Genomic DNA, 26,485 nt, shown 5'->3' with positions numbered 1-26,485 from the left:
GGGCTGACAAAGGCTAGCGCAATATAGCCTGTAAGGCCTGGCGGGCGCTGGGCTGGACATCGTACGGACCCTGATAATCGATGTTCTCGGTCGCCCGGCTGTACAGCGCAACCAGCCAGTCGTAAACGTAGACGGTTGCAGCGTGAACAGGTTGTTCACCCAGATGCGTCAGGCGCGGAGTCGCGCTGTTAACCACCGGGGTGACAAAGATAGGCTGGCCTTTGCGCACGCGGCTGGCAGGGCGGTCTGTAACAGGTGTCTGCTCGTAACCAAGCCAGCCGATGAAGTTCCCCATCACGGCATGTAACTGCGCCGCACTGCTTTTATCTGCTTCGACAATACGCTGAAGTTGTTGCGCCAGATCCAGACGGTAGCTGCTGGTAACCAGGACATCCGCAATTTGTTGTAACACCGCTGGCTCCAGGCCTAAACGGGTGGCAGCCGCTTCATTCCGGCTCCACTGGCGCAGGTGATTGATCCACACCTTGTGTGCAAGTCTCGCTTTGTCTTTTGTCTGAAACGGGCTGCTATTCTCCTGGGCATTTTCTGCGAACAGGTCAATTACATCGGTAAACAACCCGTTGACCTGCTCCTCACGCGGTTGCTGAACCGCTAACAGCGTTTCGAAGGCTTTCAGCGGTGGAAGAAGGCCTTCCAGCAACTCGCCGTGGCGGGCTGCACTGGCCTGGAGCATTCGTACCATGTTTTCAGCCTGAGCACGTCTTGCGCCTGGCTCCAGCGTTACAGGTGCCAGATAGCTTTGCATCAGGGCGGATACCTCCTGCTGCAACAGCGTTTTCAGGGTGCGAAGACGGGTCTGACGCTGTGCTGGGAGCGTTGCCTGAGACAACCACTCAACCACGCGCTGCATACTGTGGCTGTCCAGCGCCTGTAATGTGCCCCAGCGCTGGCCTGGTTTGCCAAGCAATTGCTGGACTGCTTCGTCGAGGTTTTGTTTGGTGGTAAAACGGGCATCATGCGGGGTGATCGCCCAGACCAGCCCCGGCAGGGCGGAATCAACGGACGGCTGCGTATCCTTAACCCAGTTAAGAAGCACTTTTGCGGTTTTTGCCGTCTGCTCATGTTGCGCTGTGGCGTTACATATCACCAGCACGTCCGGCTGGAGCTGCTGGCGATAATGTTCCAGCAGCCACAAACATTTTGCCTGGGTTAACAGCGGGCTACTGCAGTCTGAGAACGCCGGAATATCAATGATATCCACGTTATCCAGAACTGCGTTTTCAACCGGGAGCACCAGTTCGCGGGTCAGGAAGGCGAGCACGTCTACGGGAATACTGATGGCGTTGAGCATCTCACCGTTGTTAAGCGGGTGAAGCAGTGTTTCCTGTGACTCCGGTGACGTCAACGCGCCGTGAGTCAGAAAACCTTCGCTCGGCAGACCGAAGTTATCCACCAGCAGGCTAAGTGGTGCGGCAAGCTCGCTGGCATGGCTGGTCTGATGCAGGACATGAGCCAGCTTCAGCCACTGCTGGGTCAGCTCTTGTTGCTCGCCCCACAGCAATGACCAGACGCTTGCGCGGGTGCTTAAATCAAGAGATGGCACCAGAAGGGCAAACTGATGCCAGAGCGCATCATCCATTTGTTGTTTAGCGCCTGGCACCGTGCTTTGCCAGAAGCGTGCAATGGCACCCACTTCCTGAGTGGTAATACCCGGCACGCCCTGAGGCTGGCGAAGTGCGCGCCATTTTTCCAGGCGCGTTTCAATCACGGATTTATCAACCGGGCGGATCTGCGGATGCAGCGTGGTGCGGGCAATAAACAGCTGTACCAGCTCTGCCTCAGTCACCAGACTCAGACGCAGCGGAAACGCCTCATCGGCGATATCGCGGCTTTCTCGGGTGAAACGCACGGCCATATTGGTCAGCGCATGACCAGGGTTGATATGGGAAAAATAATCGAAGGTGCGTTGCCCCGGAACGACATTCAGGCGGGCGTTGCCGCTACCGCACAGAGAGGCCAGCAGATGCGCTTTTGCCGCCTGAGAATGCCCGTAAAGCCCGATACTGCTGCGGCTTGCCAGCGCACGATCGATAGCCTGCTCGCGCGCCTGGGCGGCATTGACCCGTGCCAGAAGTGCGTCAGCATCGTTATCCAGAACAGGAGCGTGCTGGCGCGTGTCGTTAATCCACTCGATTATGGCCTGAGTGGTGGCAGTCATCGCAGTCATTTCAGGTATACGCTCCCGCTGTCGATCCAGTAGTGGCTTCCGCTATGACGGCGATCGGCCAGGGTATTCAGTTTAAACGTTAAGGCATCAGCCGGAACCGGGGTGCCATCCTGGAGCCAGGCGTCGCTAAGCTCAAAGGACTCAGGCCCTTCGTGCTTACTCCCGCCGCGAAGTTTCAGACGCACATTCAGCACGCCATCTCCGGCAATGGCTTTTGCCAGCTCGGCAGAGTTGATGCTCAGGGTGTACAGCGGTGTTGCCGGCCAGCGTGCGTTCGCCAGCTGACGGAAGCCCAGGGTCACATTTCCGCGCAACGGGAAATGCAGGCGAGCGTCCAGTTTCGCCCCCGGTTTGTCGAGGTCGATATCCTGATACCAGACGTTTTCCTCGCGCAGAGTGTTCACTGTATTATCCAGCACACCCAGATACCGCACGGTGGAGTACGCACCAATGTCCGCGGCTTTGAAATTAAAGCGTGGCAAGCGCAGGTCAAGCGCCAGGCTACACAGCATCGCGCCCACTGCAGCGGTGGATTTCGGGTTGCCAATACGCCCCTGCTGGCTGAACGGATACCATTCATGTACCTGATACTTATCCAGCCAGACAATGCGGTTGACCGGCACAGGTTGCAGGTGGCGAATCAACGCCTGAACACCCGGCAGGCAGCCCGGGCGGCCCGTGATCAGCAAAATATCGCAGCTGTAATGTGAAATGGCTTCGCAAACGGCATGGAGCGGGGCTGCCAGCGTAAACTGGCCTGCCAGCATCGCATCCTGCATTTCGCGGAAATTCACGTGCAGCGGCACTGCGAACAGATCAAATTCCCCCGAGCCCGCAGGCAGGGCGTGATCAATGGCCTGTTGCAGATAACCCATCACGTTACGGGTGGGTTTCTGGTTCAGCAAATCACCAAAGGTTGCGTGCAGCCCGGCAAGCGGATCGTCGATATCGCTGCTTTCCCAGGCGGCAAGAATAGCGTGGCCGATAGGCATAAACAGCTGGAGCGCGGTTTGCTGGCGTAACACCGCCTGGGTGTCGATACGCCCGGAATCACCAAACAGCGATGCCATCAGCATCGAGGCATCGGCAATGCCGGATTTCTGAAGCTGAGTTTGCAGGGCAGGTAAGACATAACGCTGGATCACGTCCAGCAGGGTGTCATCACCCGCCACCTTAAAGCCTTCGCGGAACAGCAGTTGTGGTGTGATTTTGACGTTGTTACCTGAGCCATCGTCCAGCGCATAATGCGTGATCGCCATATCCGTGGTGCCGCCGCCAATATCAATGGACGCAACGCGCAGGGAACGAGCGGGGTTCACCCCTGGCTCTGGCGCTCTGTCCGGGCGGGCCAGAGAGGCGAAGAACGCTTCAGTCTGCCCGCCGAAATGGGAGATAGCTTCGTTGTAGAGCCACACCAGTTGGCCACAGCTGGCTTCGTCCCACTCCATCTGGATCTCGGGTACCGGAACAACGCTCTTTTCCTGCTGTTTACGGCTGGCAAAATCTTCGTCCTGCGGGTGCCATCCCATTGCCTTCCAGACAATCGCGATGGCTTCAAACATGCGGCGGCGGAAGATCTCGCGCTCCTGTTTTGGCATGGCGGAAGGCAGCGTCAGGATCAGGGTGCGCAGCTGGCGAGGTGATGCCGGGAAGCCCAGGCGCAGACGCGTTGCCACGCTGTTGATCTGCCCCAGAGCCTGAGCCAGCAGTTCGCACAGCATGTGCGTCATCAGGGTGCTGCGGCTGTACTGCGGCGAAAACACCGGCAGACGCTCATCCTGTGGCAGGGTAAAGAGCGGCTCGCCGTCGTCGTTCATCAGGTTCATCAGCGGGAAGGCGGTGGCTAACGGCTCGCGCTGGGTTTTGCTGTTCATCTGGCTGAAACGCCAGTCCTGTACCACCGGGGTTTCGTCCCACAGGTAGCGACGCGGGCTGGAGATCCCGCTGTTGCCCTCGGTTCCCAGGCGCTGCATCGCCAGCTTGCGGGCTTCATCGCCCACGCGCACGATAGAAGGCCAGACAAACGCATCTTCACGGCCGCTTTCAACCGAGAAATGCTGCTTGCCAAAACGGGCTTCAGAAAACTCAAGGCGGCTGGTGAAAAGCGGCTCATTAAGGAACTGCGGTTCGCTCAGGGAGCGCACCTGGAGCTCAGCCGTCTGGCGCAGTCCGTCGTTGGCATCGCCGTGATCTTCGATGATCACGCCGCATGTATGGGTATTACCGACGTCGAGGATCAGATCGACCGGAATGGCCGGCGTGCTGAGCGTGTGGGTAACAAACTTCACTTCCGGCACGGTGAGCTGCTCACCGAGCATGGTCAGCAGGTTCAGCCAGTGGGCCTGGTATTCAAAGCCGCGCATCGCCTGTTGCAGGTCGCGTTCAGAACGGTTTTCCACGCCTGTCGCGAACTGGCTGAACGCTTCACGCAGCCAGCCGTCAATCCAGGTCTGGTCGAGGAAACTGTCCACTTCGTCATCGCGCCAGGCCAGCGCAAAGCGCGTGCCGTTCAGGATATCGTTCCCGACGGGCGAAAGGGCCGATGTGGCGTGTTCGGCAATCTGGCTGTCGAGAGCGAAAGTCACCCGGTGGGTATTACCGGCGCTGTCTGGCTCATCAAGTTTACGTACCTGAACGCGCGCCCAGTTATCCGGGCCATCGACAAAAGTGCGCGGTGGGTTAAAGCGCAGGAAAGGTACAGGAAGCCACACGCCATCCAATACCGTCAGGGACTGATGCAGTGGGATCGTACTTTCCGGCTTAACCACTTCGGGCTGGGCGCCTCCGGTGCCTGGCAGCGTATAGCGACCATTAACCAAATCGAAGTCCAGACGCAGCAGCGGGCCATTGGCCGTTTTGCGGACAAACCGACCATTGCTGGCGGTATCCTGTGGGGTCAGACCGAAATCAAGGAACTGCACGCCGCTATTGGCAATAAGCGTAACGCTTTGTTTATAGTCGCAAAGATTTACCAGCATAGGGTCATGCACCTGCTTTCTTGAACGTCAATGGAACGACGGTTTTGGCATCGTAACGTGCACTACATTCCGCCACATCGCTGGTCCCGGCCTTACAGGCGATCTCAGGCATCGGATAGCGCGAGCCATCGGTGCAGCGTGCGTTGCCACGACTTTTGATCATCAGCTCGCCATTACTGTGTAACCCGGAAAATACGTCAGTCCGACACACAATATTGTCGCCGTGTACCACGCGGGCAAAGCCTTTGTTGTTCTGGATCTGGAAGCGCAATGACGGCGGTTTACCCGTGACCGGATCTTTCACATCCAGAATGGCGCGCCAGCTCCCGTTGAGGAAACGGGTTGAACCGGCTTTCACCTGGTTTGCGTCCATCACCATGGCATCTTTCGGGATAGCGGCAATCACCACGGTGGCTTGTACCGGAGCAGGCTCTGGCTCTTTGACCTTTGCCACCAGCACTTCAGCCTGATGCAGAGGCAGATTTAATGGCAGCGGTTCAACCGCTTTCACCGGCTGCGGGGCAATAGCCAAAGGCGTCGGCGCAGGCGCGGGTTCAGCCGGTGCAGAAGGTGCCTGTTTTGGCCACAGCAGTGGAGCGGCAACCGCGGCAACCAGCACTGCCGCAACAGGGAGGGACCACAGCGGGACACGGCGCTTTTTGCGCACGATTTCCGGCGCTGGCTGGACTTCCTCAACAGGGGGAATGACCACGGGGGCTGGTTCAGGCTCATACAGATCTTCTGGCGTAATACGCACCACCGTCGCCGGTGTCATCAGCGACTCATCGGCCTGTTCAAACGTGATGACCGGCGCGGGTTCCGGTTCGGGTTCTGGATCTTCAATCACCACGGGCGCAGGTTCAGGAATAAGCGACTCGCGCAGGCATTCAAGAACATCATCGCGGGCGTTCTCGTTAAGATTCACAAAGCCCCAGAATGTGATAACCGGCTTGCCATCAATCAAAAACAGGAAGTTTTCACCAGGAAACTGAAAGGCTTTAGAAAGCAGGGAGCCAAAAAGCTGTTGCGCAGTTTTAGGCGACTGGAGGCACTTTTTACTCAGCGACTCAACGCTCGCGAGGGTGTTTTCCAGATAACGCAGGGCGCGGAAGCGGGTATCTTCGTCGGCAGCTTTCCAGCTGGTGACCATCCCGTCAACCGGTGAATACCAGTCGACGCGGTCGCCGCCATCATTGACCTGAGGGATAGCCAGACAATCGACAATGGCCTGCTGTTTGCGCAGGCGAAGTGCTTCACGGATTTGCAACGCTGATTCAAAAACGGCTTGTCCGCCGCCGCCAACGGCCTGAAAGTCATCCAGATTACCGCTGCGTAAAAGAGTTTTTGCCACGATTTGGTCCCATATACTTCTTCACACCGTTACTTTAACGAAACTGCTCATCAAGCAAACGGGGGAAGAGAGGCTAAAAGGGGGGATTTCTTGCGGCATTGATCGTGACGGTTGTGCTTGACGAATAATGGCACTTAAGGCAAATCAATTTCAGAGTCACTGGCTGTAAAACCAGCGAAAAGCACTGCTTTAGAATAACCTGATAGTGTTTCGTTATTTGCCAGGCCATTCGGGCTGTGCTGTTATTACTGTCCTATATAATAAAACCGAAAGGGTTATAACCATGTCTACAGGGAAAACGCTGCTCGCGCTTGCGCTGAGCACTCTTTTACCGGCAAGTGCCGCATGGGCGGCGAACAACGATACCATTATTTACTGCTCTGAAGCCTCGCCTGAGTCATTCAACCCACAGATTGCCAGCTCCGGTCCTTCTTTTGTCGCCAGCTCTCAGGTGCTGTATAACCGCCTGATCAATTTTGACCCGGTAAAAAATACCCCGGTTCCGTCGCTGGCGGAGTCATGGACCATTTCCCCGGATGGCAAGACCTATACCTTTACGCTGCGTAAAGGGGTCAAGTTCAACAGCAATAAATACTTCAAACCGACCCGTGATTTTAATGCCGATGACGTTATTTTCTCCGTCATGCGTCAGAAAGACCCTAAACATCCGTATCACGATGTATCGAAGGGCAATTACGAATACTTTAATGACGTTGGCCTGGATAAGCTAATTCAGGACGTCAAAAAGATTGATGATTACCACGTTCAGTTCACCCTGAGTGAACCGAATGCAGCATTCCTGGCCGACTGGGGGATGGATTTCGCCTCTATTCTGTCTGCGGAATATGCGGATGTGATGCTGAAAAAGGGAACGCCAGAGAACGTGGATACCTGGCCGATTGGTACCGGGCCATACGTGCTCCAGCAGTACAAAGTGGATTCGCTGATCCGCTACATCGCTAACCCGAACTACTGGGACGGCGCGGTGCCGACCAAACACCTGATATTCTCCATCACGCCGAACGTGGAAACGCGTCTGGCGAAGCTGCAAACCAACGAATGCCAGATTATCCCCGCGCCATCTCCGGTGCAGTTTGAGGTCATCAAAAACAACAAAGATCTGACCCTGCATTCCGTGGATGCGCTGAACGTGGGCTATCTGGCGTTCAACACCGAGAAAAAGCCGTTTGATAACGTGCTGGTGCGTCAGGCGCTTAACTATGCGACCGACAAAAAAGCGATCGTTAACGCCGTCTTTATGGGCTCCGGTACGGTGGCAAAATCACCTATTCCGCCAAATATGATGGGCTATAACAAGGATCTGAAAGATTACAGTTACGATCCTGAGAAAGCGAAAGCGCTGCTGAAGCAGGCCGGGCTGGAGAAGGGTGCAGAGGTGACGCTGTGGTCGATGCCGGTGCAGCGTCCGTATAACCCGAACTCCCGTCGTATTGCGGAGATGATCCAGGCCGACTGGGCGAAAGTGGGCGTGACGGCGAAAATTGTCTCTTACGAGTGGGGCGAGTACCTCTCCGGAATGCGTAAAGGCGAGCACGATTCTGCGCTGTTTGGCTGGATGTCTGATAACGGTGACCCGGATAACTTTGCCGACGTGCTGCTGGGTTGCAACAGCATCAAGACCGGCTCTAATGCCGCACGCTGGTGCGACAAGGGTTATGATGACCTGGTACAGAAAGCCAAGCTTACCAGCAACCCGGGCGAACGCGCGAAGCTCTACAGCCAGGCGCAGGAGATCTTCTACCAGCAGGCACCGTGGATTGCCCTGGCAAACGGGAAGACGTTCTATGCTACCCGTAGTAATATTTCGGGATACAGCGTGAGCCTGATGGGAAGCGATTTCTCGAAAGCGAAGCTGAACTAAGCATTTTATCGCCGGGTGGCGGCTACGCCTTACCCGGCCTACATTTGGCACCCGTAGGCCCGGTAAGCGTAGCGCCACCGGGCACATAACAAGGAGTGACAATGTCACATTTAAACGAAGTGACTGCCCGTGTAGACGCCGCGCTTGAAGAGAGCGTTATAACTCATATGAATGAACTGCTTATCGAACTGAGCGATGATGCTGAGCTGAGCCGCGAAGATCGCTTTACCCAGCAGCAGCGACTGCGTACCGCGATTGCGCATCACGGTAAGCAGCATAAAGAAGAGATGGAGGCGCGTCACGAGCACCTCACGAAGGGCGGCACTATCCTTTAAAACTGGCGTCTGGCCACCAGCCAGGCCATATCTCGCCAATTATTCCCTCTTAAACTTCAATCGTATGGCCCCATCATTTGGGGTCACCCTCTGTATATCGATAAAAAATAATCCTTATTTTCAGCGCAATAAAAATCTTTCTGAGAGAAGACTCAGGTGCAAGAAACAGGAGACTGAAACAATAAAGCGCGATCCTAAGGCTAGCGGTTGGAAAATCACAAAAGGCATGATTTCGTTAGGGTAATTGTGCTTAATGCGATCGTTTGTAACGATCGATTATGGGTAATCGATCTGCCGTAACTATTTGAAGGGATGGTAAAGACCATGTTTACATCATGGGGATTTCTTCTTGTGATTGTGTGGTGTTCGAATGAGTCATTATTTAATTATTCTCAGCATTATTGAGGCTTGCTTTATTGCTGGGCTAATTAGCAAGGTTATACGCCTCGAAAGAGAAGTTGAGGCGGAGTGCTCGGCTGAGCTGGCGGAGTTATATGAAGAAGTGGCGCAGTTGAGAAACGAGCTCCGTGATGTCAATTCAGCGAATGCTGAGCTTTACTTCAGTCTCTATGAAAAAGAGCAAGCAGCTCAAAGGCACTGAGAGCTCAACAACCAAAACCTAACCCGCGCAATATGTGCGGGTTTTTTATTGGGAGTCATATGAGAAGTAAAGGTCTCTTTTGTATTGCGCTGGTCACCTGGTTGGTTGGGGTAACAGCCATTTGCTGGCTGTTACTTAATTATTCGGTATGTATTTTTTATTGGCTAAGGAACATTTATATGAAAGTTAAAGCTCTGTTTATCACAATCGCTCTGGCGCTCATCACTTGCTCATCAGGGTACGCGTGTCCTAAAGGCCAGCATCCTCATGGAGGGACGGGAAGTCACCATAAGGGAGGATATTGCTCTTATGAATAACCGATTAAAAATTGCTGGTCTACTTTCTGTATTTACTATTTCAGGGTGCGCAATAACTAAGCAAGAGGCAGAGAGTATGAGTCCGGCAGATTCGTATTACTGCTCCGTGGACGGCGGTATTCACTATGCATTTGGCCTTTTGTACAAGTTTGATTCAAATGGGTACTGCCGAGAAAGAACTGCTGAACTGGAGAAGTCAGGGCAAATGCTCGATGCTGATAAGGATCGGGCTCTGAGGGCTGGAGCTGGATTATGATTAGAAAATTTCTTTGGATTGCTGCTGTATTTTTGGTTGCTCCGGCTTATGCAGGTTGCGAATCTGGGCACTGGATTCAAACTAAAAACGATGATGGGACGCTAATCACTCTCGAGGATGGATCTGTATGGCGGGTGATTGACGGAGGGCAGGTCGATTCTAAACTTTGGCTGGAAGTTGACGACGTTCTGCTTTGCGATGATGGCACGATGATTAACACCAGTGAGCAAAATGAACAAGTATCCGTAGAACTTCTTTCCCGAGGATAATACTTAGGAAACCATTTTGGTGTGGGTATGGGGAAGAACATCTTCCCCCTTAACAATCAAAAAGTTATTAAAATGTGCGCCGCGCAACCAGCCAGGCCCCCACGACCAGCATCACTGCGCCGCATCCCGGGCCTATCAGTGCGCGCAGTGGGATACCGTTACTTCTCAGTACATCCATCACCAGCCCACCGATAAGCTGGCTTGCGACCAGCACCGCAATGGTGGTGGCCGCGCCCACGTTCTGATATCCACTGATACTGGCAAACACAAAAAACGAGCCCAGCAAACCAGGGATCAGCGTCCACCAGCGTACGGTAGATGCCAGCTCGCTAAACCCGGCTGTACCTTGCTTAATCAGTAAGATACTTACGAACAGGACAATCCCCACCAGCGAGTTCAAAAGCATCGCGATAAGGATCGTGGAGGAGGACTGGGTAATGCGCACCATTAAGGTGTTCTGCACCACCAGGCCAATACCTGCAGCCACCAGAAATGCCAGTGTCAGTGATTGATTCATGAAATGGCGTCCGGGTCGGTGCGATCGTCCAGCTGCAACTGCATAAAGGTTAAATCCAGCCAGCGGCCAAACTTGGTGCCGACCTGCGGCATTTGCCCGGTAGTGACAAACCCGAGCGTTTCGTGCAGATGGATAGACGCATGGTTTTGCGCTTCAATCCCTGCAACCATCACATGCTTGCCAATATTACGCGCTTCAACGATCAGGGCTTTCATCAGCTGGCGGCCAATACCTTTACCCTGGTGTTCCGGGTGAACGTAGACCGAGTGTTCAACCGTATGGCGGAAGCCATCGAAGGCGCGCCAGTCGCCGAATGAGGCATACCCTGTCACCACGCCGTTTTCTTCACTGACCAGCACCGGGTAGCCCACCAGAATACGCGCTTCATACCAGGCGATACGGTTATCGGTATCTACGGTTTTATCGTTCCAGATTGCTGCGGTATGCACGACCGCGTGGTTGTAGATCTCACCGATGGCGGCGCAGTCTTCTTTGCTGGCGTGGCGAATTATCATGATTGAGCCTCTGAGTGTGTTGTTCACTATAGTAGTACGTGTTTGACACGATATTACACAACTGTCTCACCAAATCGCTACGGCATAAGCCATATTTTTTTGTTATGAAAACACCATTGAATTGCCGTTCATACACTATAGTATGACGTCATGAACACTATTACAGACAATATGAATCAACGGATTAGCGCACGAATTCGCATTGAACGCGAGTCGCGCGGCTGGTCACTGAGCGAGCTTGCCGACCGGGCAGGCGTTTCGCGCGCCATGATCCATAAGATTGAACGTGGGGACAGCAGCCCAACGGCGACCTTGCTTGCCCGTTTATCCGGCGCGTTTGGGATCAGCATGTCCACGCTGATTGCCAGAGCCGAAATGCAGGAAGGAAAACTGCTGCGCCTGGCGAATCAGCCGGTCTGGCGCGATCCGCAAACCCACTATCTTCGCCGCCACGTTTCACCGCGAACCGATCTTCCTATCGACCTGGTCCAGGTTGAATTGCCTGCGGGCAGTGATGTACCCATGCCTGCTTCGTCCTATGCGCTGGCGCGTCAGCTGATCTGGTTACAGGAAGGCGAACTGGTATTTCAGGAAGGCGATACCCGCCACGAAATGAAAGCCGGAGACTGCCTGGAGCTGGGGCCGCCCAACGACTGCCGGTTTATCAATGAAACCGGGAGTTCCTGTATTTATCTGGTCGTCCGGCTTAATCAGTCCGGCTCGTAATGCTAAAGCGGCCTGCAACATAAGGGGCTAGTCTCTAATGACATTTGCACAATAAGGAACATGTTATGAGTCAATCTCCACTGCAAAATCGTCGCTGGGTTCTGGCCTCTCGTCCACATGGTGCGCCGGTCGCTGAGAATTTCCGTTCAGAAGCGCAGCCAGTCCCGACACCCGCTGCGGGGCAGATAGTGCTCCGCACCGAGTGGCTGTCTCTTGATCCCTATATGCGTGGCCGCATGAGCGATGCCCCGTCTTATTCGCCGCCGGTTGAGATTGGCGCGGTAATGGTGGGCGGCACCGTCAGCCGCGTTGAGCAGTCAAATAATCCGGCCTTCAAACCGGGTGAGTGGGTGCTGGGTTACAGCGGCTGGCAGGAGTATGAACTGTCCGACGGCACTGGTCTGGTGAAACTGGGTGAAAACCCGGCGCATCCGTCATGGGCGCTTGGCGTGCTGGGGATGCCAGGTTTTACCGCGTATATGGGGTTACTGGATATCGGGCAGCCAAAAGCGGGAGAAACGCTGGTGGTTGCCGCGGCTACCGGGCCGGTGGGCGCCACGGTTGGGCAAATCGGCAAAATTAAAGGTTGCCGGGTCATTGGTGTTGCGGGCGGAGCAGAGAAATGCCGTTATGCCACCGAAGTTTTAGGTTTTGATCTCTGCCTCGATCACTATGCGGATGACTTTGCGGCGCAGCTGGCGAAAGCCTGTCCGGACGGGATTGACGTGTATTACGAAAACGTCGGCGGCAAAGTCTTTGATGCCGTGCTGCCGTTACTGAATACTTCGGCACGTGTGCCGGTGTGTGGCCTGGTGAGCGGTTATAACGCCACCGGATTGCCGGATGGTCCGGACCGTTTATCGCTGTTAATGGCGACTATCCTCAAAAAACGCATCCGGATGCAGGGTTTTATCATCGGGCAGGATTACGGTCACCGCGTCCAGGAGTTCCAGGCGGAAATGGGACGTTGGGTGCAGGAAGGTAAAATCCACTATCGTGAACAGGTTATTGATGGGCTGGAAAATGCGCCCCAGGCGCTGATTGGCCTGCTTGAAGGGAAAAACTTCGGCAAAGTCGTGATACGCGTCGCGACTGAAAACAAATAAACCTTGTTATGGCGGGAATACCCGCCATAAATATTTGTGAAGATACGATATATTGTCTTTAATTAAACCAGCACATCCTCTTCACCCCCAGCATTGCTGAGCGGGGAGAGTAAAAAAACAAAATGTGTAATATTTGCGTTTTTAGCGCATTTCCCAATACCAGGTACCAGGATACAGGATATATCTAGCGGCGTCGTATTTTCACGGACGCTGAAAATAGCGTATTGTTTTGGCTACGGGAATTGAACATGCTTGATTTGGATAATTTAGAAAAGGCACAGCGCGTCAGTCTTACCATGCAGGTCGAAATCAGTCTGAAAGGGGCATTAATTACCGGGTCGTTGAAACCGGGAGCCAGGCTGGTTACTAAAGAGATCGCCGATAAATTAGGCACCAGTATTACTCCGGTTCGCGAGGCGCTGTTGCGACTGGTGTCCGCTGGCGCGCTTCATGCGACGCCGGCTCAGGCGTTCCTTGTGCCTGAAGTGACGCTGGAACGCTATAACGAAATTAACGCCATCAGAAAACAACTTGAGCCTATGGCTGTCGCCGCGGCCTGTGAGCGCATGTCTGATGCGAAGCTTGCGGCATTGCGCGAGCTGTCGGATCTTTTCCATCAGGCCATGCGCAATGGAAATGTTCAGCAGGCGCTAAATGCCAACCGTATTTTCCGTTTCACACTTTATCAATATGCCGATATGCCAACGCTCAGCGCACTTATTGAGCAGTTATGGGTGCGAATTGGGCCGTGTATCAACTACCTGCATGAGGGGCTGAACGACATCACCGACTCGCCGTATCACTATGCTGAGCTGTTGTCTGCGCTCGAAAGAAGGGATGTGGAAGCCAGCCAGCAAGCGATTGATACTCTGATTGATGAAGCCAATGTACTTTTACAACGGCAATATTTTAGTTAGGGAATTATTTACTACAGGTCGCGTCTTTTAATTTCAAATATTCATTATATAAATAATTTCCTGGTGGCACGATGTCACCGGGAACGTTATTTCATTTTTCGACAGGTAAGACCAACGTCGCTATGAAATAACCCCACATCCTGCCGATAACGGGTAAAGGCACATTTGCCTTTTAAGGAGCCCAGGATGTTTAGTATTAGCCTTCGATTACGTAATATAAAAATGAGCAAAAAGCTTTCAGCAGGTTTTGGCGTGGTATTGCTGCTGGTGGCGGTTTCAACCGCCATGAGTGTGCTGCGCTTCAAAGAAATCCGCGATGTATATCAACAAACCAACCTTATCTACAATATCAATATTGAAGTATTCCAGGCAAAGATTAACCGGCTCAAGTATCTCTATAACGGGGATGAAAAATCGGGTCAGCTTCTGGCCGGGTATGTGAAACATGCCGAAGAATTAACCGCTGAAGCCAAAAAACTGAGCTGGACGGCAAAAGAAGCCCCGATCGTTGACGCAATTGCCGAACACCTGGCGCAGTTTAGCACTGGTGTGCAGGACATGCAGACCGCAATGGCCGCTGTAAAAGCCAATAAGGGTGATGCAGCAGCGGAGCAGGCGTTGAAAACTGCCGAAGATAACGTCAAAACCGCGGGCGATAACAGCAGTGCCGCCATCCGGGATATCATCGCGCTGGTAAAAGCGCACAATGATGCGCTGGCCTACAGCTCCAGCACCATTACGGCGATTGTCGGCGTGATTGCCATCCTCTTTGGCATCCTGGTGTCATGGTGGGTGACCCGCCAAATCACCCGTCCGGTAAAACATAACCTGTTACTGGCTGAACGTATCGCCAGTGGCGACCTCAGTTCTGATATCCGCGCGCAGGGCAACGACGAGCTGGGCAAACTCACCGGGGCAATGGGGCGCATGAACGACACGCTGCGTTCGATGATTGGCGATGTGCGTAACAGCGTGGCGCAGGTTTCTCAGGCGGCGAGCGATATCGCCGAAGGGAATACCGATCTCTCTTCGCGTACTGAACAGCAGGCCGCGGCAGTAGTGGAAACGGCAGCCAGCATGGAAGAGTTAACCGCCACGGTGAAAAACAACGCCGACAACGCCCGTCATGCCAGCCAGCTGGCAGCGGAAGCCTCACAGACCGCCACTCACGGCGGGCGCGTGATGCGCGATGTGGTCAACACCATGAACGATATCAACACCAGTTCGCAAAAAATTGCCGACATCACTGCGGTGATCAACAGTATCGCGTTCCAGACGAATATTCTGGCGCTGAACGCCGCGGTGGAAGCGGCGCGGGCGGGTGAGCAAGGGCGTGGGTTCGCGGTGGTAGCCAGCGAAGTGCGTAGCCTTTCCCAGCGCAGCTCGCAGGCGGCGAAGGATATCGAACTGCTGATCAGTGAATCGGTTAACCGCATCACCACGGGCAGCGACCTGGTGGTGAAGGCCGGGCAGACGATGGAGCAGGTTGTGGAGTCTGTCACCCGGGTGAATGACATCATGGGTGAAATCTCGTCGGCGTCTGAAGAGCAGAGTCGTGGCATCGAACAGATTTCACGGGCAGTGATGGAGCTGGATACCACCACGCAACAGAATGCCTCGCTGGTGGGTGCATCGTCCACGGCGGCAGGGGCGCTGGAAGATCAGGCGCGCGTGCTGGAGGAACTGGTGGCGGCGTTCCGCCTTGAACAGAGCGCGCAGGCGGCGTAATAAAGAACCCGGCAGCAGGACGCTGCCGGGTGTTTACTTACTCGAAACGGTAGGAGACTGACATCCCGACACCGTAGTTACGGCCAGGCGCCGGTTCGTAATAGCGTCCGTTAGATTCGTTCACAATCACTGAGCCGACATACTCTTTGTCGAACAGGTTATCAACGCGACCGAACACGTCCATTCCCCAGTTACCGTAATTGAACTTATACCCGGTATTCAGACCCACAACCGTGTAAGACGGGGCTTTCGCCGTGTTTTCGTCATCGGCCATGATATCGCTCATGTAACGCACATCGGTACCGGCATACCAGCCTTCTTCTGGCTGCCAGCCAAAGGATGCGTAACCCATGTTACGGGCAATACCCGGCATCCGGTTACCGTTACAGTCGGCATCGCTACAGACGTTGGTGCGGTAGGTGGCGTCCAGATACGTCCACGCCATCTTCAGCTTCCAGTTCTCGGCAAACTGCTGGTCGAGGGAAAGTTCAACGCCCTGACGACGCGTTTTCCCGGCGTTTTTATAGCTGGTGCGCCCGCCGGAACTCGCATCCACCACAATTTCGTCATCCGTGTCGGTACGGAACAACGCGGCCGTCAGCAGGCCATTGCCGATACGGGTTTTGCTGCCCACTTCATAGGTATTGTTGGTCGACGGCTTCAGGCCGATATTCAGCCCGCCCTTATCATCTGAACGGTAAGAAAGCTCGTTAATGGTCGGGGTTTCAAACCCACGTCCCGCTGCGGCATACAGATTCCAGGCATCGGTCAGCGCATATTTAACCGAACCGGCAGGGAGCCACTTGTGATAGCTCGCATCACCGCTGTCGTCGCCATTCCCCGGGGTAATGTAATGGTCGTTAGAGTCAAACCACACAGAGCTGTAACGCACACCCGCATCGACAGAGAGCTTCTGCGTCAGCTGCCAGCTGGTTTGCAGATAAGGGTCAACGTTCCACATCAGGTTACGTTCGTCGCGGCGTTTTTCACCTTTTACGCCGTAGTCTGGCACGCCGTTATCCATGACGAAGTTCTGGTAACCCCGGCGATCTTCGCTCATGTTTTCGTAGTTCAGCCCGGTGGTAAAGGTGACCGGAACCAGCAGCTCGCCTTTGTGCGTCCAGCGGGTATCAATGCCCTGGTAGTGGCGCTGCATGTCAATCACACCGCCGGAGTGGGTGGCTTTTAGCTGCGGCTGATACGGAATGGACTGGTACTGCGTCATTTCACGCTCGCCCGCGTACATCATCACGCTGAGGTCATCCTTGGCGCTTAACTGACGGTCATAGCGCAACCCGGCCTGCGTCTGCTTGATGGTTTTACGGGTGTTGTACTGATCCCCGCGCGGTGACTGGCGCGGATTGTCCCGCCACTCCTGGTAGTCCAGGCCGCCCGGATCGTTGGCTTTCATGTCCACGCTGTTAAACATCAGCGTCAGCTTGCTGACGTCATCAATACGCACGCCCAGTTTGGCGTTGGCGAGGTTTTTCCGCGCGCCGCTGTGGTCGCGGTAGCCTTTGGTGGTGAAACGGGTCGTCGATACCGTGTAATCCACATCACCCGCGTGCGTACCATCCCCCATTGCGCCGGTGGCTTTCATACCATAGCGCCAGGTGCCGTAGCTGCCGTAATAACTGCTGGCTTCAATAGTTGGCGGTTGTTGCCCGGTCTGGGTGTTGATGTTGATAACGCCGCCAGAGGCATTGCCGTAGAGCGCGGAGAACGGCCCGCGCAACACTTCAACGGTGTCCACGCTGGTCAGATCAATGTTGGACGTCTGGCCCTGGCCGTCAGGCATGGTTGCCGGGATGCCGTCCACATACATACGGATCCCGCGCACGCCAAAGGTTGAACGCGCGCCGAAGCCACGCATGGATAACTGTAAATCCTGCGCATAGTTCTGGCGGTTCTGAATTTGCAGACCCGGCACGCTGCCGAGGGATTCCGAAAGGTTAATGCGCGGGGCCGCCTGGCGCATATCGTCCCCGTTGACGACGCTGACCGCCGCCGGGGTATCGAGTTCCGATACGGTTTGCGGTGTGGCGCTGACGATCATGGTCTGTTCATCTGCTGCCATCGAGACGGCAGGGGCGAAAACAACAGGAACCAGCAGCAGCGGAAAGGTTGCCTTAGAGGCAGAAAAGATTTTCATGGAGTAAACCGCTTGAGGAAAAAATACGAACCAAATGGAACATGTGCATACATGTTAAATCTTTTGTAAATCTTTTGAAAACTATAACCGCACATTGCGTTAATGAAAGGTGGCCGGGGAAAGAAAAACTCCACATTCAGCTGATTAATGATTACTATTCTCATTAAAATGACGGCGAAGCCATGACTTTGCCTGCCGGAAGCGATGTCAGCAGTACACCACCTCTTTTAAAAAGGAATTGTTATGTCTTTACGTCACCTGTGCTCGCCGCGTCTGCGGAGTTCTCTGCTGTTAGGCTCCTTACTGTTTGCCGGAAGCTTCCAGGTTCATGCCGCCGAAGAGATGCTGCGTAAAGCCGTCGGCAAGGGCGCATATGAGATGGCCGTAAGCCAGCAGGAGAATGCGCTGTGGGTTGCGACATCATTAAGCCGTAAAACCGATAAAGGCGGCGTGGTTTATCGCCTGGACCCGGTAACGCTGGAAGTGACGCAGGCGATCCATAACGATCTCAAACCGTTTGGCGCAACGATCGACAATGCCACCCAGACGCTGTGGTTTGGTAACACCACCAGCAGCGCGGTGACGGCCATTGACGCGAAAACCGGCGAGGTGAAAGGGCGCCTGGTGCTGGACGACCGCAAGCGCAGCGAAACGGTGAAACCGTTACAGCCGCGCCAGCTGGTCGCGGATGACACCACCAATACCGTTTACATCACCGGCATTGGCAAAGAGAGTGTTATCTGGGTGGTTGATGGTGCAACGCTGAAGCTGAAAGAGACCATTGCCAACACCGGGACGTTCAGCACTGGTCTGGCGCTGGATGCTCAGGCCAAACGCCTGTACACCACTAACGCAGATGGCGAACTGGTGACGATTGATACGACAACCCATAAAATCCTCAGCCGTAAAAAAGTGCAGGATGACGGGAAAGAGCATTTCTACCTGAACCTGAGCCTGGACACCGCCGGACAGCGCGCATTCCTGACCGATTCAAAACAGCCGGAAGTGCTGGTGGTCAGCCTGAAAGATGGCAGCGTTATCGGGAAAATCGCCGCACCTGAATCGCTGGCCGTGCTGTTCAACCCGGCGCGTAACGAAGCCTACGTGACCCACCGTGAAGCGGGCAAGGTGAGCGTGATTGACACGAAGACCTATAAAGTCACTAAAACGTACGATACCCCGGTCTATCCGAACAGCCTGGCGCTCTCGGCCGACGGCAAAACCCTGTACGTGACGGTGAAACAGAAGTCCACCCGCCAGCAGGAAGCCACCCATCCGGACGACGTGATCCGTATCGTGCTGTAACCGCTCCGAAGCCCTGCATATGCAGGGCTTTTTTATCTGCCACGCGTTAGTCATTGAAAGCGGCTGAATTTCGCCTTAACATATATGGAAAATCATATATGAATGCGTAAGAGGCAGGTTGCAATATGCTACGACCCGTTCAGCTATACAAAATTTTATCCGACGAAACCCGGCTGGCTATCGTTTTGCTTCTCAGAGAATCCGGTGAGCTTTGCGTATGCGATATCTGCGGCGTGACGGCAGAATCGCAACCTAAAATCTCCCGGCATATCGCCATTCTGCGTGAAGCAGGGCTGGTTCTCGACCGCCGAGAAGGGAAGTGGGTTTACTACCGTCTGTCTCCGCATATGCCTGCCTGGGCAGCCGAATCCATTTCTACAGCTTGGTTGTGTATGCGTGAGGAGATCCGCCTGTGGCGGGAAAACGCCGCACCTTCATCCTGTTAGATAACAAGCAATACATTCATTTAGGCATATATAAAGGGGCGGGAAATGTTACTGGCAGGGAGTATTTTTGTTCTGACGCTGATTCTGGTCATCTGGCAGCCCAGGGGACTCAGTATTGGCTGGAGCGCGAGCATTGGCGCCGCGCTGGCATTGATGGGGGGCGTTATTCATATCGATGATATTCCGGTGGTATGGCATATCGTCTGGAACGCCACAGCAACCTTTATTGCGGTGATTATTATCAGCCTGCTGTTGGATGAGTCCGGCTTTTTCGAGTGGGCGGCATTACATGTTTCGCGTTGGGGCAATGGCCGCGGTCGCCTGTTGTTTACCTGGATAGTGCTACTGGGCGCAGCGGTTGCGGCGTTTTTTGCCAACGATGGTGCCGCGCTGATCCTGACGCCTATCGTGATAGCCATGCTCCTTGCTCTCGGGTTCAGCAAAGGAACGACTCTCGCCTTTGTTATGGCGGCGGGATTTATCGCCGATACAGCCAGCCTGCCGCTGATTGTTTCGAATCTGGTGAACATCGTCTCTGCGGATTACTTTTCGCTGAGCTTCAGCCGCTACGCATCTGTCATGATCCCGGTTGATATCGCGGCCATTGCCACCACGCTTGTCATGCTCCACCTGTTCTTTCGTCGGGATATACCGGCGACCTACGACATCGCCCGGCTAAAAGCCCCCATCAGTGCAATCAAAGATGCCGCAACCTTTAAAGCCGGCTGGGTTGTTCTGATCCTGCTGCTGGTTGGCTTCTTTGTGCTTGAACCTCTGGGGCTTCCCGTCAGCGCAATTGCAGCCGTTGGTGCACTGATCCTGTTTGCGGTCGCCAAAAGAGGTCATGCCATAAATACCGGCAAAGTATTGCGCGGTGCCCCGTGGCAGATTGTGATTTTTTCTCTAGGGATGTACCTGGTGATATATGGCCTGCGAAATGCCGGGCTGACGGACTCACTTTCCGGGATCCTGAGTATCCTGGCCGATAAAGGATTATGGGCGGCCACCTTTGGCACTGGCTTTATAACGGCATTTTTATCATCTGTAATGAACAATATGCCCACAGTGCTGATTGGCGCATTATCCATCGACGGAAGTACGGCCTCTGGCGTGGTGAAAGAAGCCATGATTTATGCCAACGTCATCGGCTGCGACCTGGGCCCTAAGATTACCCCAATCGGGAGCCTGGCAACCCTGTTATGGCTGCATGTGCTGGCGCAGAAGAATATGACCATCACCTGGGGATACTACTTCCGTACTGGCATCATCATGACCCTGCCAGTGCTGTTTGTCACACTTGCCGCGCTGGCGCTGCGGCTCTCAGTCACTTTGTCGTGAGACACAACAATGAGCAATGTTACGATTTATCACAACCCGGCCTGCGGCACGTCGCGCAATACGCTGGAAATGATCCGCAATAGCGGTATCGAACCGACAATTATCTATTATCTCGACACCCCACCCACGCGGGATGAGCTGGTGAAACTGATTGCCGATATGGGCATTACGGTGAGCGCATTGCTGCGAAAAAACGTGGAGCCTTACGAACAGCTGGGCCTTGCGGATAATGTTTATACGGATGAGCAACTTATTGGCTTTATGCTCCAGCATCCGATCCTGATTAATCGCCCGATTGTGGTGACTGCGCTTGGCACCCGGTTGTGCCGGCCTTCCGAAGTGGTGCTGGATATCCTCCCTGAGTCCCAGCAAGGGGCCTTTACGAAAGAGGATGGGGAGCAGGTTGTTGACGCACAGGGCAAGCGAGTCAAACCCTGAGGTGTATCCGCCACAAAGCAAAAGGGAAGGCAAAATGCCTTCCCTTTTTCATGACCGTCGTGTGGTATTAACGCGACGTCTCTTCAATCAGCGGGCCGTCCTGTTTTTCATCATCAGGATGAACAGGCGCGGTGCTGTGAATTTCGTGAACGCGTTTACGCACGCCAAACCAGCCTGCAATCAGCAACACAGCCAGCAGTGGAATGGTGGCGATGGTGTAAGTGCCGTTCGGGTAATCGAACGCCATGAGCACCAGCACGCTGAACAGGAACAGCAGGGTCAGCCAGGAGGTTACCGGCGCGCCTGGCAGCTTAAAGCTGACTTCTGCGGCTTTACCTTCTTTAATCGCTTTGCGCAGACGCATCTGGCAAACCACGATAAAGGCCCAGGAGGCGATAATGCCCAGTGCCGCCACGTTCAGGACGATCTCAAACACCTGAGACGGCACCAGATAGTTCAGGAACACGCCAAAGACATAGACTACCAGCGTAGCGAGAATACCCGCGTAAGGCACCTGCTGCTTACTCATTTTCGACATGAATTTCGGTGCAGAGCCACCCATCGACATCGAGCGCAAAATACGGCCGGTGGAGTACAGACCAGAGTTCAGGCTTGAGAGCGCCGCGGTCAGTACCACGATGTTCATAATGCTGCCAACATAAGGCACGCCGAGTTTAGAGAAGAAGGTCACGAACGGACTCTGACCTGCCTGGTATGCCGTCCACGGCAGAAGCAGTACCAGCAGTACCACAGAGCCGACGTAGAACAGACCAATACGCCAGATAACACTGTTAATCGCTTTTGGCACCATGGTCTGCGGATCTTTACATTCGCCCGCAGCCGTACCGACCAGTTCGATAGAGGCAAACGCGAACACCACACCCTGTACCAGCACCAGTGCAGGCAGCAGACCGTGCGGGAAGAAACCGCCGTTATCGGTTATCAGGTGGAAGCCGGTGGCATTACCATCCAGCGGTTTACCGCTGCCGAGGAACACCGTACCGACCACCAGGAACACCACAATCGCCAGAACTTTTACCAGCGCAAACCAGAATTCCATTTCGGCGAACCACTTCACGCCGATCATGTTCATGGTCCCGACAATGGCCAGGGCGCCAAGGGCAAACACCCACTGTGGGACATCACCAAACGCACCCCAGTAATGCATATACAGCGCAACCGCGGTGATATCGACAATACCGGTCATCGCCCAGTTGACGAAGTACATCCAGCCCGCAACGTAGGCCGCTTTTTCGCCGAGGAATTCACGGGCATAAGAGACAAAACTGCCGCTGGAAGGGCGATGTAAAACCAGTTCGCCCAGCGCACGAAGAATAAAGAAAGAGAAGATGCCGCACACCAGATACACCAGTGCGAGAGCCGGACCCGCCATTTGCAGACGTGCGCCTGCACCTAAGAACAAACCCGTACCGATAGCGCCGCCGATGGCGATCATTTGAACCTGACGGTTGCCCATCGCTTTGTGGTAGCCCTCTTCATGAGAGTTCAACCAGCGACGTTTCGCAGCGTGATGATCGGCTGCGCTTTTATTGCTTGTTTTCATTGAGTTACCTGTTTGCCTGTCTGAACCATTGTCGTGATAGTCCCGTCTGGCAGCTGGCAATACAAACGATTGCCTTTGCACAGACACATGTCGCCTTTCCAGTCTTTCTGCGTATGGATAAGGCGAACATGGCGTGGCATCCTACCCGCAATTGATAAGCGACGCAAAATATAACCGCGCCGAAAGTGATGTCTGTCGAAGGAAATTGTGTGGTCAGAGCAGACGGGGATCACAACGCGCTGAATCGTGGTGAATTTCCAGGCAAACCAGTAAGTGTAGTGGTGCTTTAATCATCAGATTTACTTAATAGTTGCCGCCTGGTAATTCACGCGTTACGTAGCGCATCGACAAGCAACGTGAAAGCGGTGGTGTGCTGACGGCGGCTGGGATAGTACAGATGATAGCCGTCAAAGGCCGGGCACCACTCTTTAAGCACCTGAATCAACCGTCCTTCAGCGATGGCTTCATGGACGGTATCTTCCGGCACATACGCCAGGCCAAGACCAGACTCAGCAGCATCGATGCGCTGTGGCAGGCTGTTCAGCGTCAGCTGGCCTTCAACGCGCACGCGCAGCTCGCGTCCGTCACGTTCAAATTCCCAGGCATATAGGCCTCCCCGCGTGGGCAGACGCATATTGATGCAGCTGTGCTGCGCAAGCTGCTCTGGCTCTTCCGGCACGCCAAAGCGCGCCAGATAGTCCGGCGAACCGACCACCGTCATGCGTAGATCCGGCGCAATACGCACGGCAATCATATCTTTGGCGACCTGTTCACCCAGGCGCACCCCGGCATCAAACCGCTCGTCAACAATATCCGTCAGGCCGTTATCCACGGTCACTTCAACATGAATATCGGGATATTTCACCATGAAGGGTTTTAGCACCGGCCACAGCACACAGGTCATGGCGTGCTCACCGGCGGTGATACGGATATTTCCGGCGGGCGTGTCACGCATGTCACGCAACGCGGTGAGCTCCTGTTCAATCTCCAGCAGGTGTGGGCTAAGGCGCATGAAGAGTTGCTCCCCGGCGGCGGTCGGCGCAACGCTGCGGGTAGTGCGGGTCAGCAGCCGCACATCCAGCCGCGCCTCCAGATTACGCATCGCGTGGCTCAATGCCGACTGTGAAACACCCAGCTGGGCGGCCGCGCGTGTAAAACTGCGTTCGCGGGCGACTACCATAAAAGAGAGCAGGTCGTTGAAATTGTCTTTTAACATCGTCAGATACCCGATTCATGAATTGCGTTCATGGTTCCTTTCTGATTATGCAGTCTAATGCGCCACACACCTTTGCGCTACTGTTAGCACAACAGCAAACGAGGAGTACAACATGAAAATTATCCGTAGCGGTTCATTACCTTCCATCCGTGGCCCGGAAGACTGGTTTACCGGCACTGTTCGTATTGATGCACCTTTCCAGGCGACCGAGCCCGCCGCCGTAGGTGGTGCAACGGTGACCTTTGAACCCGGCGCACGTACCGCCTGGCACACGCACCCGCTGGGACAAACGCTTATCGTGACTCAGGGGCGCGGCTGGTTACAGGAGTGGGGTAAAGAGGCAGAGCCGCTGAACCAGGGCGATATCGCGTGGATCCCACCAGGCGTAAAACACTGGCACGGGGCCAGCGCGCAAACGGCGATGACCCATATTGCCATCGCCGAATCGGTGAACGGTAGCCCGGTAGAGTGGATGGAAAAAGTGACCGACGAGCAGTACCAGAACAGCTAGCCGCCAAACACCGCTATCGCCTGTTGCAGACGCGTGGTGCGCTGCGTCAGGTGATTGGCGGCATTGGCAACATTGTCGACCATCCCGGTGTTGTTGCTGGTCATTACGCCAATACGAGAGATGGATTCGTTAATCAGCGAAAGCGCCTGCGTCTGTTCCTGCGTCGCATGGCCGATCTCTTTAATCAGGGAGGACATCTGCAACACATTACCGATCATCACCGTCAGGTGCGTTTCGGTCTGTTCCACCATTTCGACACCGTTGTTCACGCTGGCGACGTTCTTCTCGATCAGGGTTTTGATCTCTCTGGCCGCCGTGGCAGAGTGTTGCGCCAGGTTGCGCACTTCAGCCGCCACGACCGCAAAACCGCGCCCGGCCTCACCCGCGCGTGCCGCTTCAACGGCGGCGTTCAGCGCCAGAATATTGGTCTGGAAGGCGATGCGGTCAATCACGCCGATGATGTCGACAATCTGGCTGTTATCCTGCGACACCGACTGCATCATGCCGATGGTCTGTTTCATCATCGCTTCGCCGCTGTGGGCGCTGGCGCTGGTCCGGTCCGCCATCTGAATGGCTTCTTTTGCGGTTTCTGCCGTCTGCTGGACAGCACTGGCAATTTCTTCTACCGCCGCAGCGGTTTGCTGCAAATCATCTGCCGTCTCTTCGGAACGCGCCTGTAAGGCTGCACCTTCTTTGGCCACCTGCTGACTGATATTGCCGATACCGCCAATCTGGGTACCAACATCATCCACCAGCGAATTCAGGTTTAAACCCGACTGATTAACGAGGCGCATCATCAGGCCAATTTCGTCGACCCGATCAAAATGGCAATAGTCTGTTTTACGCCCGGAAACCACGCGTTGCATCTGGCCGACAATGGTTTTTAACGGACGTGATATTTGTGCATTAAGGTATAGTGCCAGGATAATTAACGGCAGAATTACGCTACCCAGTTGACGAATACCCTGGGGCAATATCAGGTAAAGTAAACAGGAGAACAGGGCGGTTAGGGTAATGCCAATATTAACGCGCCGGGTAATGCTCAGTCGTTTAAACACCGAGGTAAAAGATAAAAGTCCGCGGCGAACTAACAAACCTTTATAAAAACGGTGATGTTTTAATTCGTTATTTCGCACTTTCGCATAGAGTTTTTCACTGGCTTCGATCTCTTCACGGGCGGGAATATTACGCACAGAGATATAACCGGTTAATGTGTCATTCTGGTAAACCGGCGTAACATTGGCGCGCACCCAGTAGTGATCCCCATTGTGGCGGCGGTTCTTGACCAGTCCAGTCCAGCTCTCTCCCTGCTGTAACGTAAACCACATATCACCAAATGCCTCGGCCGGCATATCCGGATGGCGAATAACATTATGGGGTTCACCCAGAAGATTTTCTTCTTTATATCCACTGGCTTCAATAAAGGCCGAATTCGCATAGGTAATATGACTATGCGTATTAGTCGTCGACATTAACGTCGAACCTTCGTTAAGTAAATACTCGTTTTGTGTAACGGGAGTGTTACGCCTCATGAGTAACTCCATAGTGATGTATATGTAAAAGAGAAGCCGCCCGATAAAGACACAGGCAAGAGATAATTTTTTATTCTTTGTTTTACAGCGAGCGTATTCTCCATGAAAGTAAAGGTATTCGGAACACTCTGAGTTAACTATTTTTTACCTGTGTAATTTCGGCTATGTAATAAAAATGAAAATAATTACAGGTTCAGAATAACGCACCCCTGCAAATAAATGACTTAAGCCAAATAAACAGCGATACGTAGACTCCCCGGGTAAACTGATAATCCGAAATAGCGTTTTATTAACAGG

At 54.2% G+C, this 26,485-nt stretch carries 23 protein-coding genes; 14 read left to right on the top strand and 9 right to left on the bottom strand.

Annotated elements, in window-relative coordinates; genetic code table 11:
- Positions 1-13: 13 nt before the first annotated feature.
- The 3 genes from N1249_RS11875 to N1249_RS11865 are packed head-to-tail and all read right to left on the bottom strand — an operon-like array spanning position 14 to position 6,517.
- The gene (locus tag N1249_RS11875; RefSeq protein WP_259829498.1) at positions 14-2,188 is read right to left on the bottom strand and encodes a virulence factor SrfC family protein; all 2,175 of its coding nucleotides are present in this window, start codon (positions 2,186-2,188) and stop codon (positions 14-16) included.
- The gene (locus N1249_RS11870) at positions 2,185-5,166 is read right to left on the bottom strand and encodes a virulence factor SrfB (protein WP_259829496.1); all 2,982 of its coding nucleotides are present in this window, start codon (positions 5,164-5,166) and stop codon (positions 2,185-2,187) included. The genes N1249_RS11875 and N1249_RS11870 overlap by 4 nt, the downstream gene beginning before the upstream one ends.
- A 4-nt stretch (positions 5,167-5,170) precedes the next feature.
- Positions 5,171-6,517 (bottom strand): SrfA family protein, encoded by a 1,347-nt coding sequence (locus tag N1249_RS11865; protein WP_259829494.1) that lies wholly within the window; start codon positions 6,515-6,517, stop codon positions 5,171-5,173.
- Between the two features lie 283 nt (positions 6,518-6,800).
- Between N1249_RS11865 and N1249_RS11860 the strand changes: the two genes are divergently transcribed.
- The 5 genes from N1249_RS11860 to N1249_RS11840 all read left to right on the top strand — a co-directional run bounded on the left by N1249_RS11860 (position 6,801) and on the right by N1249_RS11840 (position 10,177).
- Entirely contained in the window at positions 6,801-8,399 is a 1,599-nt protein-coding gene (locus N1249_RS11860; RefSeq protein ID WP_259829492.1) for an ABC transporter substrate-binding protein, read from the top strand.
- A gap of 101 nt (positions 8,400-8,500) precedes the next feature.
- On the top strand, positions 8,501-8,734 hold the full coding sequence (locus N1249_RS11855; RefSeq protein ID WP_259829491.1) for a YdcY family protein: 234 nt from the start codon (positions 8,501-8,503) through the stop codon (positions 8,732-8,734).
- A gap of 370 nt (positions 8,735-9,104) precedes the next feature.
- Positions 9,105-9,335: a hypothetical protein gene (locus N1249_RS11850; protein ID WP_259829490.1), complete on the top strand. Its 231-nt coding sequence runs from the start codon at positions 9,105-9,107 to the stop codon at positions 9,333-9,335.
- A 309-nt stretch (positions 9,336-9,644) separates the two neighbouring features.
- Positions 9,645-9,908, top strand: coding sequence for a hypothetical protein (locus N1249_RS11845; RefSeq protein ID WP_259829489.1), 264 nt, complete (start codon positions 9,645-9,647; stop codon positions 9,906-9,908).
- Complete coding sequence (locus N1249_RS11840; RefSeq protein ID WP_259829488.1) at positions 9,905-10,177, top strand: hypothetical protein; 273 nt, start codon at positions 9,905-9,907, stop codon at positions 10,175-10,177. The genes N1249_RS11845 and N1249_RS11840 overlap by 4 nt, the downstream gene beginning before the upstream one ends.
- A 67-nt stretch (positions 10,178-10,244) precedes the next feature.
- Here N1249_RS11840 and N1249_RS11835 read toward each other — a convergent pair whose 3' ends face one another.
- Positions 10,245-10,694 (bottom strand): DMT family transporter, encoded by a 450-nt coding sequence (locus tag N1249_RS11835; RefSeq protein WP_259829484.1) that lies wholly within the window; start codon positions 10,692-10,694, stop codon positions 10,245-10,247.
- Complete coding sequence (locus N1249_RS11830) at positions 10,691-11,209, bottom strand: GNAT family N-acetyltransferase (RefSeq protein WP_259829483.1); 519 nt, start codon at positions 11,207-11,209, stop codon at positions 10,691-10,693. The genes N1249_RS11835 and N1249_RS11830 overlap by 4 nt, the downstream gene beginning before the upstream one ends.
- 150 nt (positions 11,210-11,359) lie before the next feature.
- Between N1249_RS11830 and N1249_RS11825 the strand changes: the two genes are divergently transcribed.
- The 4 genes from N1249_RS11825 (at position 11,360) to N1249_RS11810 (ending at position 15,686) form a co-directional block, all read left to right on the top strand.
- Entirely contained in the window at positions 11,360-11,935 is a 576-nt protein-coding gene (locus N1249_RS11825) for an XRE family transcriptional regulator (protein WP_259829482.1), read from the top strand.
- Between the two features lie 65 nt (positions 11,936-12,000).
- The gene (locus tag N1249_RS11820) at positions 12,001-13,041 is read left to right on the top strand and encodes an NADP-dependent oxidoreductase (protein WP_259829481.1); all 1,041 of its coding nucleotides are present in this window, start codon (positions 12,001-12,003) and stop codon (positions 13,039-13,041) included.
- 248 nt (positions 13,042-13,289) lie between these two features.
- Complete coding sequence (locus tag N1249_RS11815) at positions 13,290-13,958, top strand: GntR family transcriptional regulator (protein ID WP_259829480.1); 669 nt, start codon at positions 13,290-13,292, stop codon at positions 13,956-13,958.
- A gap of 186 nt (positions 13,959-14,144) precedes the next feature.
- Positions 14,145-15,686 carry a methyl-accepting chemotaxis protein gene (locus tag N1249_RS11810; RefSeq protein ID WP_259829479.1) on the top strand — a complete coding sequence of 514 codons (1,542 nt, stop codon included), beginning with the start codon at positions 14,145-14,147 and terminating at the stop codon, positions 15,684-15,686.
- A gap of 37 nt (positions 15,687-15,723) precedes the next feature.
- Here N1249_RS11810 and pqqU read toward each other — a convergent pair whose 3' ends face one another.
- On the bottom strand, positions 15,724-17,838 hold the full coding sequence (gene pqqU / locus N1249_RS11805; protein ID WP_259829477.1) for a TonB-dependent receptor PqqU: 2,115 nt from the start codon (positions 17,836-17,838) through the stop codon (positions 15,724-15,726).
- A gap of 243 nt (positions 17,839-18,081) precedes the next feature.
- On the opposite strand from pqqU, the gene N1249_RS11800 reads away from it, so the two are divergent.
- The 4 genes from N1249_RS11800 (at position 18,082) to arsC (ending at position 21,365) form a co-directional block, all read left to right on the top strand.
- Positions 18,082-19,143, top strand: coding sequence for a YncE family protein (locus tag N1249_RS11800; RefSeq protein WP_259829475.1), 1,062 nt, complete (start codon positions 18,082-18,084; stop codon positions 19,141-19,143).
- A gap of 125 nt (positions 19,144-19,268) precedes the next feature.
- Positions 19,269-19,589, top strand: coding sequence for a metalloregulator ArsR/SmtB family transcription factor (locus N1249_RS11795; RefSeq protein WP_259829473.1), 321 nt, complete (start codon positions 19,269-19,271; stop codon positions 19,587-19,589).
- A gap of 45 nt (positions 19,590-19,634) precedes the next feature.
- A complete protein-coding gene (locus N1249_RS11790) occupies positions 19,635-20,927 on the top strand; it encodes an arsenic transporter (protein ID WP_259829471.1) in 1,293 nt (430 codons plus the stop codon).
- A gap of 9 nt (positions 20,928-20,936) precedes the next feature.
- Complete coding sequence (arsC, locus tag N1249_RS11785; RefSeq protein ID WP_259829469.1) at positions 20,937-21,365, top strand: glutaredoxin-dependent arsenate reductase; 429 nt, start codon at positions 20,937-20,939, stop codon at positions 21,363-21,365.
- A 67-nt stretch (positions 21,366-21,432) separates the two neighbouring features.
- Here arsC and ansP read toward each other — a convergent pair whose 3' ends face one another.
- Entirely contained in the window at positions 21,433-22,929 is a 1,497-nt protein-coding gene (ansP, locus tag N1249_RS11780) for an L-asparagine permease (protein ID WP_259829468.1), read from the bottom strand.
- 325 nt (positions 22,930-23,254) lie between these two features.
- Positions 23,255-24,145: a LysR family transcriptional regulator gene (locus tag N1249_RS11775; protein WP_259829467.1), complete on the bottom strand. Its 891-nt coding sequence runs from the start codon at positions 24,143-24,145 to the stop codon at positions 23,255-23,257.
- A gap of 112 nt (positions 24,146-24,257) precedes the next feature.
- On the opposite strand from N1249_RS11775, the gene N1249_RS11770 reads away from it, so the two are divergent.
- The gene (locus tag N1249_RS11770) at positions 24,258-24,656 is read left to right on the top strand and encodes a cupin domain-containing protein (RefSeq protein ID WP_259829466.1); all 399 of its coding nucleotides are present in this window, start codon (positions 24,258-24,260) and stop codon (positions 24,654-24,656) included.
- On the opposite strand, the gene N1249_RS11765 is transcribed toward N1249_RS11770, so the two are convergent.
- The gene (locus tag N1249_RS11765) at positions 24,653-26,188 is read right to left on the bottom strand and encodes a methyl-accepting chemotaxis protein (RefSeq protein ID WP_259829465.1); all 1,536 of its coding nucleotides are present in this window, start codon (positions 26,186-26,188) and stop codon (positions 24,653-24,655) included. The genes N1249_RS11770 and N1249_RS11765 overlap by 4 nt on opposite strands.
- Positions 26,189-26,485 lie beyond the last annotated feature (297 nt).

Source organism: Enterobacter sp. CP102 (assembly GCF_025152625.1).
Lineage (GTDB): Bacteria > Pseudomonadota > Gammaproteobacteria > Enterobacterales > Enterobacteriaceae > Enterobacter > Enterobacter soli.
The sequence above is the reverse complement of the archived record's forward strand: the minus strand, read 5'-3'. Positions and strand labels throughout refer to the sequence as shown.

Bases quoted from the DNA above. Each gene is read 5' to 3' on its own strand.
- N1249_RS11765 (WP_259829465.1), bottom strand. From the start codon at position 26,188: ATGAGGCGTAACACTCCCGTTACACAAAACGAGTATTTACTTAACGAA.
- N1249_RS11850 (WP_259829490.1), top strand. From the start codon at position 9,105: ATGAGTCATTATTTAATTATTCTCAGCATTATTGAGGCTTGCTTTATT.
- N1249_RS11770 (WP_259829466.1), top strand. From the start codon at position 24,258: ATGAAAATTATCCGTAGCGGTTCATTACCTTCCATCCGTGGCCCGGAA.
- N1249_RS11860 (WP_259829492.1), top strand. From the start codon at position 6,801: ATGTCTACAGGGAAAACGCTGCTCGCGCTTGCGCTGAGCACTCTTTTA.
- N1249_RS11810 (WP_259829479.1), top strand. From the start codon at position 14,145: ATGTTTAGTATTAGCCTTCGATTACGTAATATAAAAATGAGCAAAAAG.
- N1249_RS11870 (WP_259829496.1), bottom strand. From the start codon at position 5,166: ATGCTGGTAAATCTTTGCGACTATAAACAAAGCGTTACGCTTATTGCC.
- N1249_RS11855 (WP_259829491.1), top strand. From the start codon at position 8,501: ATGTCACATTTAAACGAAGTGACTGCCCGTGTAGACGCCGCGCTTGAA.
- N1249_RS11875 (WP_259829498.1), bottom strand. From the start codon at position 2,188: ATGACTGCGATGACTGCCACCACTCAGGCCATAATCGAGTGGATTAAC.
- N1249_RS11815 (WP_259829480.1), top strand. From the start codon at position 13,290: ATGCTTGATTTGGATAATTTAGAAAAGGCACAGCGCGTCAGTCTTACC.
- N1249_RS11795 (WP_259829473.1), top strand. From the start codon at position 19,269: ATGCTACGACCCGTTCAGCTATACAAAATTTTATCCGACGAAACCCGG.
- arsC (WP_259829469.1), top strand. From the start codon at position 20,937: ATGAGCAATGTTACGATTTATCACAACCCGGCCTGCGGCACGTCGCGC.
- N1249_RS11775 (WP_259829467.1), bottom strand. From the start codon at position 24,145: ATGTTAAAAGACAATTTCAACGACCTGCTCTCTTTTATGGTAGTCGCC.
- N1249_RS11825 (WP_259829482.1), top strand. From the start codon at position 11,360: ATGAACACTATTACAGACAATATGAATCAACGGATTAGCGCACGAATT.
- N1249_RS11845 (WP_259829489.1), top strand. From the start codon at position 9,645: ATGAATAACCGATTAAAAATTGCTGGTCTACTTTCTGTATTTACTATT.
- N1249_RS11820 (WP_259829481.1), top strand. From the start codon at position 12,001: ATGAGTCAATCTCCACTGCAAAATCGTCGCTGGGTTCTGGCCTCTCGT.
- ansP (WP_259829468.1), bottom strand. From the start codon at position 22,929: ATGAAAACAAGCAATAAAAGCGCAGCCGATCATCACGCTGCGAAACGT.
- pqqU (WP_259829477.1), bottom strand. From the start codon at position 17,838: ATGAAAATCTTTTCTGCCTCTAAGGCAACCTTTCCGCTGCTGCTGGTT.
- N1249_RS11790 (WP_259829471.1), top strand. From the start codon at position 19,635: ATGTTACTGGCAGGGAGTATTTTTGTTCTGACGCTGATTCTGGTCATC.
- N1249_RS11835 (WP_259829484.1), bottom strand. From the start codon at position 10,694: ATGAATCAATCACTGACACTGGCATTTCTGGTGGCTGCAGGTATTGGC.
- N1249_RS11800 (WP_259829475.1), top strand. From the start codon at position 18,082: ATGTCTTTACGTCACCTGTGCTCGCCGCGTCTGCGGAGTTCTCTGCTG.
- N1249_RS11830 (WP_259829483.1), bottom strand. From the start codon at position 11,209: ATGATAATTCGCCACGCCAGCAAAGAAGACTGCGCCGCCATCGGTGAG.
- N1249_RS11840 (WP_259829488.1), top strand. From the start codon at position 9,905: ATGATTAGAAAATTTCTTTGGATTGCTGCTGTATTTTTGGTTGCTCCG.